Source organism: Rickettsia monacensis (assembly GCF_000499665.2).
In the GTDB taxonomy this organism is placed as follows: Bacteria; Pseudomonadota; Alphaproteobacteria; order Rickettsiales; family Rickettsiaceae; genus Rickettsia; species Rickettsia tamurae.
Map to the genome: position 1 here is coordinate 377,749 of NZ_LN794217.1, position 14,274 is coordinate 392,022.

Sequence of the window (14,274 nt, forward strand, 5' to 3'; positions counted from 1 at the left end):
ATTATGAAATAATTGACGAAGCAATCTAGTAAAAAGTGCTAAAATCGGCACTTTCTGCTAATTTTTCTGGATTGCCACGCAACAATGCCTGCTCGCAATGACGACTCAGTATCCATGCAGGAATGACATTGTGATCCACACAACAAAGCCCTTTTCAATAGCAAACTACTTTTTTAATTTGCTATTATAGGTCTTTAGTAATTGTTTCATAATAATAGATTGTCTATGCCAGTCCATGATAGGAACTGCAGGGCTACCGCCGACGATTTTACCTGCCTCTATATTTTGTGTTACACCGCCTTGTGCTGCTACCTGTGTCCCGTCGCCTATATTTAGATGTCCGGCGATTCCTACTTGCCCTCCAAGAGCACAATATTTACCGATCGTGCTACTTCCTGCTATACCTGCTTGTGCTACGATAATAGAACCTTTACCTATTTTTACTCCATGTCCTATTTGTACTAAATTATCTATGCGGCATAAATCTTCTATAATAGTATCTTGAAGCGAACCTCTATCAATAGTAGTGTTGCTACCAATTTCAACATTATTGCCGATTTTAACTATTCCTATATGAAATATTTTATGATGTACGCCTTTTTCGGTAGAAAAGCCAAATCCGTCTTGTCCTATTTTTGCTCCTGCAAGTATTACGATGTCGTCACCTATAATTGCATAATTTATTGAAACATGTTGTTCTATTCTAGCGTTTCTGCCAATATTTACGCCTCTACCTATAAAACTTCCGGCTTCTATAATACTATTATCACCTATAATAACCTCGTCTTCAATAACTACATTGTGACCTATATAACAATTCTTTCCGATAGTCGCCGAATCTGCAACAATAGCGGATTTCATTATTTTAGCAGGGTATGATTTAATAGGAGCATAAAAAAAATCAATCAATTTGCCGTAAGCAAAATATGAATTCTCGGCATGTATTAAAAGAGTATTTGGATTTGCTTCTCCCGTAAAATTTTTCGGCACTATACAAGCAGCAGCTTTGGTAGTTTTTAAAAATTCGGAGTATTTAGGATTGCTTAAAAAGCTAATATCATTTGGTGATGCTTCCTGCAGAATTTTAATATCATGAATAGCTATATCTTCATGAATCTTAGGAGGTTCTATAATATTGTGTAAAAAATCTATAATTGCCGTTAGTTTTCGTGGTCCTAAATTTTTATAAAAATTACTACTTACCATATGAAACTTTAAGCAAATTAATCATTAGCGAAAGTATATAAGTGATAGTTTTATTATGCAACAAAATTTACAAGTAGCATAAAAGGTATTGCTAAGTAAAGAATGATATCGTCATTGCGAGCAGGCATTACTGTGTGGATCAATTCTATCATTGTCATCCCGCGACTTGATCACGGGATCCAGTTAAAAATACTAATAATATTAGTATTTTTAGTTGTTTTCTGGATACCGTGGTCAAGCCAAGGTATTACCTAGAACGCATTTTTCGATCTACGCAACAATGCTGAGCTAGAATGACAAACCAGTCATGCAATAATGAAAAAATTTCTGAAATCAATAATCATATTGACTTGTTTAGAGTTTTGCTTAGAATCATCTTGGAACAGCTAAGGTTGTTCTGGAGTATAGAAACCTCCATCAACAGGCGGTAAAACCACCGTTAAATTGGTTTATTCCTCGATATTTTACGGTCGGGGAGGTAGTAGTCATTGTTCAGGGCTTAGAGTATAACTTTAAGCCTAAAAACTACTCAGCTGTTCTTGTTGACGGTGTTTCTAACTCCCTGATCACCAATCGGGCTTTAACTTAGCTTCTTGGTGATCAAACTTGAATCATTTAAGTTTAATCAGGAGAACTAAGCCGTTATGAACACTAAAACAGTAGAAGAAAAATAGCCATTATTGAGCCGTATCTAGATTTTATTATTAAAGACAAAGACTTATTACTTGAAATTTATCCAAATGGCATAAATAGGGAATTAAGAATAGAGCTTATTTTAGCTGAAAAACCTTATACATCATATTCTTACTACAAATTAATCAGAAATTTATTCAAATTGCCATACCGAAAAATTATACTTATAATCGATAAACAACTTTTAAAAGCATCGCTTGGTTTATTTCGTTCAATTATTCTCGGCACTTTATTATATCTAAACTTAGTTAAAATTTTTATCTATGACAAGAATGATTTTGTATTGAATATACGAGCTTTAAAAAGTAACAAAAATTACTTTTTGTTATATAAAATTAATTACTTTAAAAAACTGATTAACTTAGAGTAATTAAATAAGCAGAAAGAAGAAGAATTGAAATAGTGGAGGCAAGTAGACTATTTGCTCCACTAAGCGACAGTATATTAAGTAATACTTTTTTGTGTAACAAAATTTACAGATAGCATAAAAATTTAAAGGGTTGGGACAAATTGTTACCCTTCTATGTAAAATATAAAATATTATATTTAATTTAAGGGCTTTAGCAATAAACTTTGCTCCTTCATCACCTATGTTGCACCAAGAAATTTTAAATTTAATAGTACCATCTCTTAAGCCGTTAGCTTTAGCTTGGTTTTTAAATCCTCTTTTTTCTAGAAATTCTATTAATTCTTTCATATCTATATCCTTATTAAATCTTATAAGTTTTAATATTTTGTTAAAAAAATAACTAAAATATGGATAAACTGTAATAAGTAGTTTTAAAAATCCAATAGAAATTTAATTAGAAGTATAAATAAATGAATTGAGATTGATTTAAAGAAGAATCACTAGAAAGATTCAACATTATCTAACTTTTTTTGGACAGCAAAAAGTCCTTAATTTATAATGTGTTCGCTGTTTGAGGTGTATATAAATTGGAATAGAAATAAAGAATGGTGGCCACGGTTGGAATTGAACCAACGACACAAGGATTTTCAGTCCTTTGCTCTACCGACTGAGCTACATGGCCGTATATACTTGTTTAATTTGAAAAATTGGCTATGTCGTTCTACAAGTACTGCGGTACTCACGTATAAGCGCTGCGTTCCTCGTCTTGTGAACTCCTTGCTCTTTTCCAAATTAAACTTTGTCTACTTACTCCTCATTTATTCAGAGTATGCCTAAATCGTCATTGCGAGCGACTGAAAGGAGCGTGGCAATCCAGAAAAGATAATAAAAAAAATTCTATAAATTAGAATTTTTTAACTGGATTGCTTCGTCGAAACCTGCAGTTTCTCCTCGCAATGACTGGAAAACCAAATACAACAATAAGTTTATAATAGATTAATCGGCTTTTGTCTATTCTTAATTAGTAATATTAGACAAAAATACTTAATTATGATATTATGAGCGTTTATTTTTATAACGGTTTTTATGATCAAAATCGGCAATATTGAGCTTTCTTCAAATATTATACTAGCTCCAATGTCGGGTGTTACGGATTTGGAATTTAGAAGATTGGTGAAAAGATTCGATGCAGGGCTTGTAGTTTCTGAAATGGTAGCAAGTAGAGCAATGATTGTGGAATCTAGGCAGTCACTACAAAAAAGTGCTATTATGCGTGATGATGCAACAAGTGCTTGTATACAGCTAGCGGGCTGTGAGCCGAATGTAATAGCTGAAGCTGCTAAAATGAACGAGGATATGGGGGCAAAAATTATCGATCTTAATTTTGGCTGTCCGGCAAAAAAAGTAGTAGGCGGTTATTCAGGCTCAGCTCTAATGAGGAATGAGCAGCTGGCATCTAAGATTTTTGAAGCTACCGTTAAAGCGGTTAAGCTGCCGGTAACCGTTAAAATGCGTATGGGCTGGGATGATAATACGAAAAATGCTCCGACTTTAGCCAAAATTGCTGAAAGCTCAGGTGTTCAGATGGTTACCGTTCACGGTAGAACTAGATGTCAGTTTTATTCCGGTAATGCCGATTGGGATTTTATACGATCAGTTAAAGAAGCGGTAAAAATTCCGGTTATTGCTAACGGTGATATTACTAATTTTGCCAAAGCAAAAGAAGCCCTGCAAAAATCCGGTGCGGACGGTATTATGGTCGGTAGAGGAGCATACGGCAAACCTTGGCTTATTTCACAAATTGATCATTACCTTAAAACGGGTGAAGAAAAATCTGCTCCCTCTATAGCAGAGCAGCTAGATATTGTAACAGAGCATTATGATGCAATACTTGATTATTACGGTGAATCCGTGGGCGTACCTATTGCACGTAAGCATATTGGTTGGTATAGTAGCGGTTTACCGAATTCGGCAGAGTTTAGAGGTGCCGTTAATTTGATGAACGATCCCGCAGCGGTAAAAGAGAAAATTGCGGAATTTTATAATTATGTTATGAAAGAGTAAGCGTTGTTGCATGTATCAATTCCACCTCTGTCATCCCGCGACTTGATTGCGGGATCTAGTTTAAAATACTACTATTATTAGTATTTTAAGTTATTTTTCTGGATACCGTGGTCAAGCCAAGGTATTACCTAGAACGCATTTTTTGATCCACGTAACAATGCTTGAATGAGTAGTAATGAGAAATATTTTAAGTTTTATTTTTATAATATTGTTTTTTAATTTAAGTTATGCGGATGAAAAAGCAGCGATTATAACTGATTATAAACCGGTATTTTTGCCTGTAATTGCTGAAAAAATAAAAATCGCTATTCGTTCTTATTTAAATAATGAAAAATCATATTTCGTTTTAGTAGATCCGAATTCTTTTAAAACTGAAATAGCCCTACAAGAGCTGGTAATTTTACCTACGATAAAATAGAAAAAGAAAATCTTCTAAAAAAATTAAATAAAACTCCGTATATTAAAGTTTTAAATAAATATAGCTCTATACAGCGTCATTCACAAAGCTTGACACAGGCAAATTTTTCGAGTTAAGTCTTTGCTCACGTACTATTGCTCCGCAGACTTACTTTAAATTCATCCTGTGTCAAGCTTTGTGAATGACGCTGTACAACAAAATTACGGTGCTACGAGTAGCATGTATAAAGTAAAAGGTCAATTTCTTACGATTGATATGTGTCCTTCTTCCAAAAGTTTTGAAGAAGATTTTTTTAAAAAGCTCGTAGAATTATAGATCAAACTAAATAAACCTATTCCGATTGCTATATGTATTTCAGGATTATGGATTAATAAACATCAAGAGGAGTTTTTGTGGCTAATAAAGCAACAAGAAAACGGTTATTTACAAATAACATGGGTTAATCATTCGTTTAGTCATCCTTATTTTAAAGATAAACCTCTTGAAGATAATTTCCTTCTTTCCAATAAAGATGATTTTGAAAATGAAGTATTAGAAGCAGGGAAAATATTAGTAAGTTATAATATTGCTCCGTCGCCTTTCTTTCGTTTCCCTGGATTAGTTTCTGATCAAACATTAATAGAAAAACTAAAAGATTTGGGATTTATCCCGCTTGGCAGTAAGGCATGGCTTGCTAAAGGCAAAAAAGTTCAAAATGGTTCTTTTATATTGGTACACGGTAATAGTAACGAAAAAGCCGGAATAAATTTAATTATGCCGATGTTACCGGAATTAAAATTACTTCCTATTGAAAAGGCATTTTTATTACATGACAATTGATTAGTTAGATATTAATAATTAGTAGTTATCATATTGATAATAGCTATTATAATATAATAATTATACAAACTAAATAAAGTAACAATATGAAAAGTATTAGTAGTAAAGAAGCTCAAAATCATTTTGGGGAGTTGAGTAATCAAGCAGCTTGATGGGCAATCATCAAATTGTCTGATATTCTCTCTATATTACCAATATTTTTATCTTTAGCAATATAAAGTGAATCTGTAAAAGATTGCATTGGTGTTTTACCAAAGCAATGTTTACCGGAATGAGGTCTTGCATTATTGTAACTCACAAGCCAGTTATCTATATCTGTTTGCAATTCATCAAGTGAATTATAAAATTTTTTGCGGAATAGAATGTGATAGCACTCTTCCTGCATAGTTTTATGGAAACGCTCACAGATACCGTTGGTTTGAGGACTATATGCTTTAGTTTTGGAATGATCGATATTCTCAATGCCAAGATATAGTTGGTAAGCATGGTTTTCTGGTTTTCCACAATATTCCGTACCTCTATCAGTTAATATTCTAAGCAGAGGGATATCATGGTTTGCAAAGAATGGAATAACCTTATCATTTAAGTGGTCTGCAGCTGTAATAGCCGTCTTTTCGGTATAGAGTTTACAAATAGCTACTCCTCAATAGGTATCGACAAAAGTTTGCTGATAAATACGGCCTATGCCTTTAATATTACCAACATAGTAAGTATCTTGTGAACCAAGGTAGCCAGGGTGCATAGTTTCTATTTCACCACTAGCTTCACGTTGGTTTTTAACTTTTTCAAGAACAGCAAGTTGATTATCACTTAAAACAATACCATCATTTGCTACTATAACCCCGATTATGGATAAGAAATACATGGTTTATTAGGTTTAAGTTGGTAAGCAATAAGAGCAGAGAATAGAGAAGTAAAGAAATTAATAGGTGATCGATGTCTGGAAGGAGTAATATTAAAATTCTCTTTTATGTAGCCAAAAATGGTTTCGATAATGAATCTCTTCCTTAAAAGGATTTTATCCAAAAGAGGTAATAAATAGTTTTTCATATCCTTTCTTATTCCGGTAATTTTTATTAAACCTTGCTTATAAAGTTTTGTAAACATTTTTTCTGAAATAAACCCCTTATCATCATAACACTTACCTTTTAGACCTTTTTGATAACCATTGCTTCAAATGCAATTCTGTCATCAACATTACCTTTGGTAATTTTAACAGCAATAATTTCTCCCTTATCATTGATTATCATATGAAGCTTGAATCCAAAAAACCAATCGACAGAACTACGTCCCATTTTTGCAAGATTATTAAAAGTTCTGTTAGAATTAATTCTGATATTTTTACATACTGCAAAATGTGTGGAATCTGCATAATAAATTCCCGTTCTTTTCCCACTTAAGTAATGTAACATCACAATCAATGGCAGAAATAATGAAGGAATAAGCTGAACAAATCTCTCATAACAAGGTGGATTCCTGAACAAATTACCATTAATAATAAAGTTTTGGTAATAAGCTTTTAAATGTTTATATGCACTAAAATGGTAAAAATCATTATTGAGAGTTCTTCACTTAAGGAAAGCTTACCTTCTCTAAATCTTTGCTTATTACTTTTCAGCAATTGATGTTTTACCCATTTCTCATAAATTTTACAAAATTTATCTACTATACAAAATATTGTAGTATATTTACACATGTTATTAAACCTTTATTTTGCTCCTTCAGTGCCCTATTTATATAAGGTTTAATAACTCTTGCAACCTTCCTTCCTCTCTATTCCTTATCCATAATCGGGGTTATATAGGTTGTTTTACTTTCGGGATCGGTACCTAAAACTTCTATTTTCCCTGTATTTATCTTATAAGCATTTACCAAAATTTTACTTCCAGTAGTTGTAACTTTTACCGCCCCTTCCACTGCTTTATAGCATACATAACCGGTAATTATTATTACGGCTCCTAAAAATTCTCCATCTCCGCTATCAGATGACTTTCCGTATTTTTTAGCTCTTTTTCTTGCCTCAAGGTCATCTGTTGCCTGTTTATTTGCAATTCTGCGTATGGTCTCCGGATCTTGTGTAAACATAATACCTCCTCCATGATTAAATAAGGCTTATTTAATCATATTACAATTAGAAGTCAAATATTATTTTAGAAGTTCTATTTTTATTAACCGAATTCAGCTATCAAAGAAACTTTGTAATTACTTTTAAATATTCATCTAGGATTTTTTGGTTGTCCTCAACAAATTTTAAAGCATTTTCACGATAGGCTTTAAGTTCTAGAGAATTATTAGACCTAAGTAGATATGTTAGTTTGGTTAGTAAATCTTCACCGTTTTTGATTTGGATAGCTGCTTCATTTTGCAGTATGCCTTTAGCGATATCGGTGTTTTTACTCATATCGGGACCGAATATAATACAATTAGAGAAATATGCCGCTTCTAAAATATTATGCCCGCCTTGTTTAAAAGAACCGCCGATAAGAGAAATTGTAGCTACGGAAAAAAACAACCCCATTTCACCGAATCTATCAACTATATAAAGGTCATCGCTTAAAACAGGTAAATCATTTTGTGATTTAGTGGTAGCGGATAAATTATGTGACTTACAATTATCGATAATTGATTTAACTCGCTCAGGATGTCTTGGAATTAAGATAATATAGCAATCTAAAAACTGCTCTTTTAGGTTTTTGATTATAGGCAAAATCACTTCTTCATCTTCGGGATGAGTGCTAGCAAATACCACGACTCGCCTATTTTCTAAATGTAAGCTTAATTTTGATAACTCTTCTTGATTGACCGGAAGTTTTTCATTAGCAAATTTAATATTGCCTAAATTAACTGCATTCGATATTCCAAGTTCATTGAATTTTTGTAAGTCACGCTCGCTTTGTACGATAATTTTACTGAAATTTTTGAGAATAAGCTGAAAAAAGCTTTTTCTTTTTAGCCAAGCTTTAAACGATTTATCGGAAATACGAGCATTTACTAGCAGTAATTTACACTGCCTCGCTCCCTCATTAATAGTACACGGCCATAATTCCGATTCTATAAAAATACCTAAATTAGGTTGCCAATTTCTTAAAAATTTTCGAGTAAAAATAATATTATCTATCGGTAAAAATTGGTGAACTGCTATTTTAGGTAATTTGGCAGTTAATATTTTAGCGGAGCTGTTAGTCCAAGAAGTTACTAAAAAACAAACGTCAGGATAGCGTTTACTTATATTATATATTAATGTTAAAGCTGCCATAGATTCGCCGATGCTTGCTGCATGAATCCATATTAGACTTCTTGCATAACTTGCTTCTAAAGGTAATTTATACGTCGATCCGGTACTCGAATCCTCACGTACGCTTGTGTACGCTGCGGTTCTGCGTTCCGTGTCTCCTTTAAATTCCTCTTTATTAGCTTCGTTATGCAAGAAGTCTAATGAATAGTCTTGTCTGCTTTTCCCGATAGCAAAACGTTCTTGGATGCGTCTTATATCTTCTTTACCTATTAATAAGCGGATAAGAATTATAATGAAATAAATAGGTAATAATATAAAGCTTAAAGCATAATATAATAGCATCATTTCTTTAAGCTCTTTAAGCTTGCTAATTGTTTTTCAAGGCTTATATGGTTTTGTATTTTATCATTTGTGAGTTCTAAAGGTGAGCCAACTATGATTTTAATAGTACCAAACGGTAGGGGTATTATTAATTTATCCCAACTTTTTAGTCTAAAACATTTAGAGGTACTACTTACTATCGGAATAAGTTTTTTGTTATATCTATAGGCAATTTCAGTAATGCCGCTATTTACTTTATATACCGGTCCTTTAGGACCATCCGGCGTGACTATTATATTTGCACCTTGAGATAGCTTACCTATAATATTACGTAAAGCTCCAATTGGATTTTTATTAGTAGAACCTACTATAACTCTGCAACCGAATTTTCCTACTAAATCGTTTAAAATTTTTCCGTCTAAATGCGGGGATATTAAAGCATAGATATTTCTATGTCCTATAAACATAGCCGGACTTAAGGCGAGCATATTATGCCAAAATGCAAAGATTACACCTTGTTCGTTTAGGAATTTTTCCTTATTGCCGTTATCGTAAAATATAAATTTCTGCCTTGAAGTAAAGTAAACAAAACGCAAATACCAATATAGTAAAATAGTAATTATACTAAGTACGTATTTATTATTTTTTAAAAATTTTTTAAAAACTTTCCGCATTGATTACCTTAATTTGTCATATCGTGGCTTGTCCACGGTATGACAATGGGAAAACTGAAGCCATACAACATAATCAACCTATAGAACTACAAGCCCTCTCAATTCTAATACAAGCCTCTTCTAGCTCTTCCATAGAAGTAGCATAAGAGATTCTAAAATATCCCTCTAAGCCGAAAGCAATACCGGGTACTACGGCAACTTTTGCTTCTTCAAGTAAATATTCGGCAAAATCATTACTATTTGCAATAATTTTTCCTGATTTAGTTTTATGCCCAAATATTTTATCGCATTTAACAAATAAGTAAAATGCCCCTTCCGGCTTATAGCACTCAAAATATTCTATTCTTTTCAAAATTGATAAAGTAAGATCACGCTTTTTTTGAAAATTTAAAGCATTAGGCTTTATATAATCTTGAGGACCGTTTAATGCTTCAATAGCAGCCATTTGACTTATTGAACAAGAGTTTGAAGTACTTTGCGACTGAATAATAGTCATTGCTTTAATCAAAGCTTTAGAGCCTGTACCGTAGCCTATACGCCAACCCGTCATAGAATAAGCTTTAGATATTCCGTTTACGGTAAATATTCTCTCTTTTAAATCAGGTGCTATTTGGGCTAATGTATAAAATTTAAAATCATCAAAAGTAATATGCTCGTAAATATCATCGGACATTACGTTTACATGGGGATATTTTCTTAAAACTTTAGCAATATTTTCTAGTTCTTCAAAATTATAGCTTGCACCTGTCGGGTTACTAGGAGAGTTAATAATAAGCCACTTAGTTTTATCTGTAATTGAACATTCTAAAGCTTCTGCACTTAATTTAAAGTTATTTTCAATTCCGCAATTTACAAAAACAGGTGTTCCTGTGCTAAGTGCAACCATATCAGGGTACGAAACCCAATAGGGTGCCGGAATAATTACCTCATCCCCTTTGTCTAAAGATGCCATAAACAAATTATATATAACTTGCTTACCGCCGGTGCTTACTATTATTTCATCAAGTTCGTAATCTATATTATTTTCACGTTTGAATTTGTCTTTTATTGCTTGCTTTAAAAGAGGCATACCCTCAACGTTAGTATATTTAGTAAAGCCATCTTTAATCGCTTTAATCGCCGCTTCCTTAATATTGTCAGGCGTATCAAAATCAGGCTCACCGGCACCGAGTGCGATAATATCAACTCCCGCTTTTTTAAGTTCAAGAGTTTTTTTTACGACTGCAAGGGTCGGCGATGGCTTTATAGAACTTAGCCTCGTAGAAATAATTGACATAATTTGAGTCCGTATTAATGCATTAGGTGTTGTTGCATAGATACTAGAGTCGTCATTGCGAGCAGCCGTAGGCTGCGTGGCAATCTCATCAAATATCCTGAGATTGCTTCGTCAATTGCTATGCAATTTCCTCGCAATGACGTTTACCCTTTTGATCCGCACAACAAGCTTTATTTATAAAAGCGATAATACAGCAATTTTAATCACAATAAAATTATTTTATTTAAAAATTTATCAAGATATGCTTTATTATAGTAAGTAATATTAATTTAGTAATTAAACTATGTTCGGTAAAATAAAAGACAAAATCAAACGTTATTGCTTAACTATAATAAATATATCGAATTTTATTAAGAATAAAATTTTAGAATTTAAGAAATTTAAGAATTATATAAGTGATTGTAAATATAAATTCTCTCATTTAGCCGAAACTAATTATCAGCTTGGACTTGATCATTTATATAGAGGTAATTTAAATGATGCATTGCTTAGGTTTAAACTAGTCGATAAATTTTTTAATCCTAATGATTCTAAAGTATATTATCAACTCGGATGGGTTTATTTTTTAAAAAAAAATTACAGACAAGCTATAGAATATTTAGAAAAATCTAATGAAAAATATAAAGCTATATTTATAAATTTTTTGAAAAATTATAAGGATATTACTGAAATACCTCAAGAAATTTGGGGAAAATATCGTGATTTAACAGCACAATATTATCCTACTATTTTTAATAACGATAAAAATATCCATCTTCCGTATAGGTTTGTTAATGAAGCACTTAAGCAGATATCTGATTTACCGGATAATTACTCTATTTTGGAACTTGGAAGTAATATAGGGCTTGTAGGTTATGAAATACAAAAACGTTTTCCGGAAAGTTTTACTTTAACCGGTGTAGAAATTTCTACTTTAATGAATGATTTACAAGAAACATATTATCCGAACACTAAAATTTACGATCAAATATATAATATTGCTATAGATGAATTTTTAAAACAAAACACTAATAAATTTGATATTATTTTTAGTTTTTGTGGATTATTGTTTACTAACAATTTAATAGAATATTTTAATTTAATATACTCATCTCTTAGTAAACAAGGGTATTTTACTCTTTGTTTACCGAATGCGGCGAAGACACAATTTTCAGTAAAACGCAAAGAATTTATTTTTAACTTGAATGAAATAAATAATATTTTGCAAAAAAATAATTTTACTATATTAACTTCGGAAGAAATAATACTAGCGGAAAACAATAAATATTGTATTATTGTTTGTAAGAAAACAGCATAAATCAATGAGAATATTAATTATATTATCCATTATTTTATGTTCATTATTGATAAGAGCTGATCTTGAATATGTTGATAATGACATATATAACTATAATGGTGGAAGAAATGAAAGCGGTTGCTTGGAAGTTTATGATCCATACGAAAAATTTAACCGTAAAGTGTTTGCATTTAATTCTGTGTTAGATTATATAATATTGCGTCCTTTAGCGTTAGGTTATAAGAACATCACGAATGATTACGTAAAAGCACGTGTTAATAGTTTCGTCAGTAATGTCGATACACCGCTTACGGTGGTAAATTATGGGCTTCAGTTAAATTACGATAAAACTATGAAAAGCGTTTGGCGGTTTCTCATTAACACGACGCTTGGCATAGGCGGTTTATTTGACGTAGCAGGTAAAGTAGGTTTGCCGTCTGATCGTCAAACTTTCGGTAGTACCCTCGCACATTATGGGGTTGCCCCAGGTCCTTATTTAGTATTGCCGATAATCGGTAGTACTAACGCAAGAGACATGACGGATTCGGTAATTACTAATTATGCTCTTAATCCATTAATGTACTACACTCATAATGATTTTGACTTAGGAGTACTAGCAGTTAGTAAAATAAACGATCGATATGTTGTGTTACCGTTTAGTGATTATGTGATGAAGAATTCTACCGATCCTTATGTGGCTATTAGATCAGCATTACATCGTGCTCGTGAAGCATCTGTTCAATATCCTGAAAATTTTAAATGTCCTAAACCCAAGAATTAATTAAATTAAAGAGGATTATATGCAAAAAATTATTACAGGTTTATTTCTATTAGTTATAACGTTTCCCGTTTATTCTAATGAAAAAGTGCCTGCCGGTTTGAACAGTTACGTTACTAATTTAGTAAATGAAGCTTCTAGTATATTAAACGATAGTAAGCTATCTGAGCGAGTAAAAATTGCTAAAGCACGTGAGTTAGTGTCTCAGAACCTAGATTTTGATTGGATGGCTAAATATACATTAGGCAGAAATGGGATAAAAACTTTATCAGGTGGGCAGGTTCAGGAATTCATCAAAGTTTACTCTAAATATGTTACTAAATCTTATACTGATTTAATAAAAGATTATAAAGGTGAACAGCCTAAAATAGTAGGAGTTCGTCCTTTAAGCTCGACCGATTTTATGGTTGCTATGAATCTCATTAGTAATAAAGAGCAAGACCCTATTAAAGTAGAATATCTTGTACGTGAAATGAAAGGAAACGGAAAAGACGTTTTTAAAGTTTCTGATATAATTACGGAAGGTGTAAGTCTTATTGGAGCTCAACAAGACGAGTTTACTGATACTTTAAAAAATCAAGGTTTTGAGGCACTAATACAAAAATTAGAAAGTAGTTCTTAAGCTTATTTCACTGTCATCCTAAATCGTCATTGCGAGGAAATTTTGGCGTTGTTGCATGGCTCGCTTCACCTCTGTTATGCCGTGGCTTGGCCACGAGATCCAGAAAAACAACTAAAATACTAATAATATTAGTATTTTTAACTGGATCTCGTGGCCAAGCCACGGCATAACAGAGGTGAAGCGAGCCATGCAACAACGCCAAAATTTCCTCGCAATGACGATAAACAACATAAATCACTCACATGAAAATCTTAGCAGGCAGTAGTAATAAGTTACTCGCATCTCGTTTAGCTATGAAGAGATTCATTATCGAAACCATTTTTGGCCACATAAAAGAGAATTTTAATATTACTCCTTCCAGACATCGATCACCTATTAATTTCTTTACTTCTCTGCTCTCTGCTCTTATTGCTTACCAACTTAAACCTAATAAACCATGTATTTCTTATCCATAATCGGGGTTACGATAATAAAAAAGGGAAATCGGGCTCAATATTGTTATATTAATAGATAAGACATTTGATAAATCCAAAATTATTAAAG

At 32.4% G+C, this 14,274-nt stretch carries 14 protein-coding genes, 1 tRNA gene and 2 pseudogenes; 7 read left to right on the top strand and 10 right to left on the bottom strand.

Features of this window, described 5'->3' with window-relative positions:
* Nucleotides 1-165 precede the first annotated feature (165 nt).
* Nucleotides 166-1,206 (bottom strand): UDP-3-O-(3-hydroxymyristoyl)glucosamine N-acyltransferase, encoded by a 1,041-nt coding sequence (gene lpxD, locus RMONA_RS01880; protein ID WP_023507397.1) that lies wholly within the window; start codon nucleotides 1,204-1,206, stop codon nucleotides 166-168.
* Between the two features lie 102 nt (nucleotides 1,207-1,308).
* On the opposite strand from lpxD, the gene RMONA_RS10105 reads away from it, so the two are divergent.
* A complete protein-coding gene (locus RMONA_RS10105) occupies nucleotides 1,309-1,461 on the top strand; it encodes a hypothetical protein (protein WP_242402828.1) in 153 nt (50 codons plus the stop codon).
* Between the two features lie 808 nt (nucleotides 1,462-2,269).
* Here the strand turns inward: RMONA_RS10105 and RMONA_RS01885 are convergent.
* Together RMONA_RS01885 and RMONA_RS01890 are read right to left on the bottom strand one after the other, a co-directional pair.
* Nucleotides 2,270-2,596, bottom strand: coding sequence for a hypothetical protein (locus tag RMONA_RS01885; RefSeq protein ID WP_023507398.1), 327 nt, complete (start codon nucleotides 2,594-2,596; stop codon nucleotides 2,270-2,272).
* 258 nt (nucleotides 2,597-2,854) lie between these two features.
* Nucleotides 2,855-2,930 (bottom strand) — tRNA-Phe (locus RMONA_RS01890).
* Nucleotides 2,931-3,334: 404 nt separating this feature from the next.
* Here RMONA_RS01890 and dusB point away from each other — a divergent pair.
* Both dusB and RMONA_RS01900 read left to right on the top strand, forming a co-directional pair.
* Nucleotides 3,335-4,312: a tRNA dihydrouridine synthase DusB gene (gene dusB / locus RMONA_RS01895; RefSeq protein ID WP_023507399.1), complete on the top strand. Its 978-nt coding sequence runs from the start codon at nucleotides 3,335-3,337 to the stop codon at nucleotides 4,310-4,312.
* 175 nt (nucleotides 4,313-4,487) lie between these two features.
* Nucleotides 4,488-5,549, top strand: a pseudogene (locus RMONA_RS01900) (polysaccharide deacetylase family protein).
* A 139-nt stretch (nucleotides 5,550-5,688) separates the two neighbouring features.
* Here RMONA_RS01900 and RMONA_RS07865 read toward each other — a convergent pair.
* From RMONA_RS07865 to RMONA_RS01935, 7 genes and pseudogenes are all read right to left on the bottom strand, one after another.
* Nucleotides 5,689-6,384, bottom strand: a pseudogene (locus RMONA_RS07865) (integrase core domain-containing protein); the annotation flags it as partial.
* Between the two features lie 11 nt (nucleotides 6,385-6,395).
* Entirely contained in the window at nucleotides 6,396-6,656 is a 261-nt protein-coding gene (locus tag RMONA_RS10815) for a transposase (RefSeq protein ID WP_023507102.1), read from the bottom strand.
* Between the two features lie 41 nt (nucleotides 6,657-6,697).
* The gene (locus RMONA_RS10820) at nucleotides 6,698-6,961 is read right to left on the bottom strand and encodes a transposase (RefSeq protein ID WP_023507103.1); all 264 of its coding nucleotides are present in this window, start codon (nucleotides 6,959-6,961) and stop codon (nucleotides 6,698-6,700) included.
* Between the two features lie 361 nt (nucleotides 6,962-7,322).
* Nucleotides 7,323-7,634 carry a hypothetical protein gene (locus RMONA_RS01920; RefSeq protein WP_023507403.1) on the bottom strand — a complete coding sequence of 104 codons (312 nt, stop codon included), beginning with the start codon at nucleotides 7,632-7,634 and terminating at the stop codon, nucleotides 7,323-7,325.
* Nucleotides 7,635-7,734: 100 nt separating this feature from the next.
* Complete coding sequence (gene waaA / locus RMONA_RS01925) at nucleotides 7,735-9,129, bottom strand: lipid IV(A) 3-deoxy-D-manno-octulosonic acid transferase (RefSeq protein ID WP_023507404.1); 1,395 nt, start codon at nucleotides 9,127-9,129, stop codon at nucleotides 7,735-7,737.
* Nucleotides 9,126-9,779 (bottom strand): lysophospholipid acyltransferase family protein, encoded by a 654-nt coding sequence (locus RMONA_RS01930; protein WP_023507405.1) that lies wholly within the window; start codon nucleotides 9,777-9,779, stop codon nucleotides 9,126-9,128. The genes waaA and RMONA_RS01930 overlap by 4 nt, the downstream gene beginning before the upstream one ends.
* A 73-nt stretch (nucleotides 9,780-9,852) precedes the next feature.
* The gene (locus RMONA_RS01935; RefSeq protein WP_023507406.1) at nucleotides 9,853-11,055 is read right to left on the bottom strand and encodes a pyridoxal phosphate-dependent aminotransferase; all 1,203 of its coding nucleotides are present in this window, start codon (nucleotides 11,053-11,055) and stop codon (nucleotides 9,853-9,855) included.
* A 283-nt stretch (nucleotides 11,056-11,338) separates the two neighbouring features.
* On the opposite strand from RMONA_RS01935, the gene RMONA_RS01940 reads away from it, so the two are divergent.
* From RMONA_RS01940 to RMONA_RS09115, 4 genes are all read left to right on the top strand, one after another.
* Entirely contained in the window at nucleotides 11,339-12,352 is a 1,014-nt protein-coding gene (locus tag RMONA_RS01940) for a methyltransferase domain-containing protein (protein ID WP_023507407.1), read from the top strand.
* Between the two features lie 4 nt (nucleotides 12,353-12,356).
* Nucleotides 12,357-13,112: an MlaA family lipoprotein gene (locus RMONA_RS01945; RefSeq protein ID WP_023507408.1), complete on the top strand. Its 756-nt coding sequence runs from the start codon at nucleotides 12,357-12,359 to the stop codon at nucleotides 13,110-13,112.
* A gap of 19 nt (nucleotides 13,113-13,131) precedes the next feature.
* Nucleotides 13,132-13,731 (top strand): Tgt2/MlaC family protein, encoded by a 600-nt coding sequence (locus RMONA_RS01950; RefSeq protein WP_023507409.1) that lies wholly within the window; start codon nucleotides 13,132-13,134, stop codon nucleotides 13,729-13,731.
* A 242-nt stretch (nucleotides 13,732-13,973) separates the two neighbouring features.
* The gene (locus RMONA_RS09115) at nucleotides 13,974-14,186 is read left to right on the top strand and encodes a hypothetical protein (protein ID WP_023507410.1); all 213 of its coding nucleotides are present in this window, start codon (nucleotides 13,974-13,976) and stop codon (nucleotides 14,184-14,186) included.
* Nucleotides 14,187-14,274 lie beyond the last annotated feature (88 nt).

Excerpts from the sequence above, each read along its gene's own strand:
- RMONA_RS01940 (WP_023507407.1), top strand. The coding sequence starts at position 11,339 with ATGTTCGGTAAAATAAAAGACAAAATCAAACGTTATTGCTTAACTATA.
- RMONA_RS01930 (WP_023507405.1), bottom strand. The coding sequence starts at position 9,779 with ATGCGGAAAGTTTTTAAAAAATTTTTAAAAAATAATAAATACGTACTT.
- waaA (WP_023507404.1), bottom strand. The coding sequence starts at position 9,129 with ATGATGCTATTATATTATGCTTTAAGCTTTATATTATTACCTATTTAT.
- dusB (WP_023507399.1), top strand. The coding sequence starts at position 3,335 with ATGATCAAAATCGGCAATATTGAGCTTTCTTCAAATATTATACTAGCT.
- RMONA_RS01945 (WP_023507408.1), top strand. The coding sequence starts at position 12,357 with ATGAGAATATTAATTATATTATCCATTATTTTATGTTCATTATTGATA.
- RMONA_RS01950 (WP_023507409.1), top strand. The coding sequence starts at position 13,132 with ATGCAAAAAATTATTACAGGTTTATTTCTATTAGTTATAACGTTTCCC.
- RMONA_RS10105 (WP_242402828.1), top strand. The coding sequence starts at position 1,309 with ATGATATCGTCATTGCGAGCAGGCATTACTGTGTGGATCAATTCTATC.
- RMONA_RS10815 (WP_023507102.1), bottom strand. The coding sequence starts at position 6,656 with ATGTTTACAAAACTTTATAAGCAAGGTTTAATAAAAATTACCGGAATA.
- lpxD (WP_023507397.1), bottom strand. The coding sequence starts at position 1,206 with ATGGTAAGTAGTAATTTTTATAAAAATTTAGGACCACGAAAACTAACG.
- RMONA_RS01920 (WP_023507403.1), bottom strand. The coding sequence starts at position 7,634 with ATGTTTACACAAGATCCGGAGACCATACGCAGAATTGCAAATAAACAG.
- RMONA_RS09115 (WP_023507410.1), top strand. The coding sequence starts at position 13,974 with ATGAAAATCTTAGCAGGCAGTAGTAATAAGTTACTCGCATCTCGTTTA.
- RMONA_RS01935 (WP_023507406.1), bottom strand. The coding sequence starts at position 11,055 with ATGTCAATTATTTCTACGAGGCTAAGTTCTATAAAGCCATCGCCGACC.
- RMONA_RS10820 (WP_023507103.1), bottom strand. The coding sequence starts at position 6,961 with ATGTTACATTACTTAAGTGGGAAAAGAACGGGAATTTATTATGCAGAT.
- RMONA_RS01885 (WP_023507398.1), bottom strand. The coding sequence starts at position 2,596 with ATGAAAGAATTAATAGAATTTCTAGAAAAAAGAGGATTTAAAAACCAA.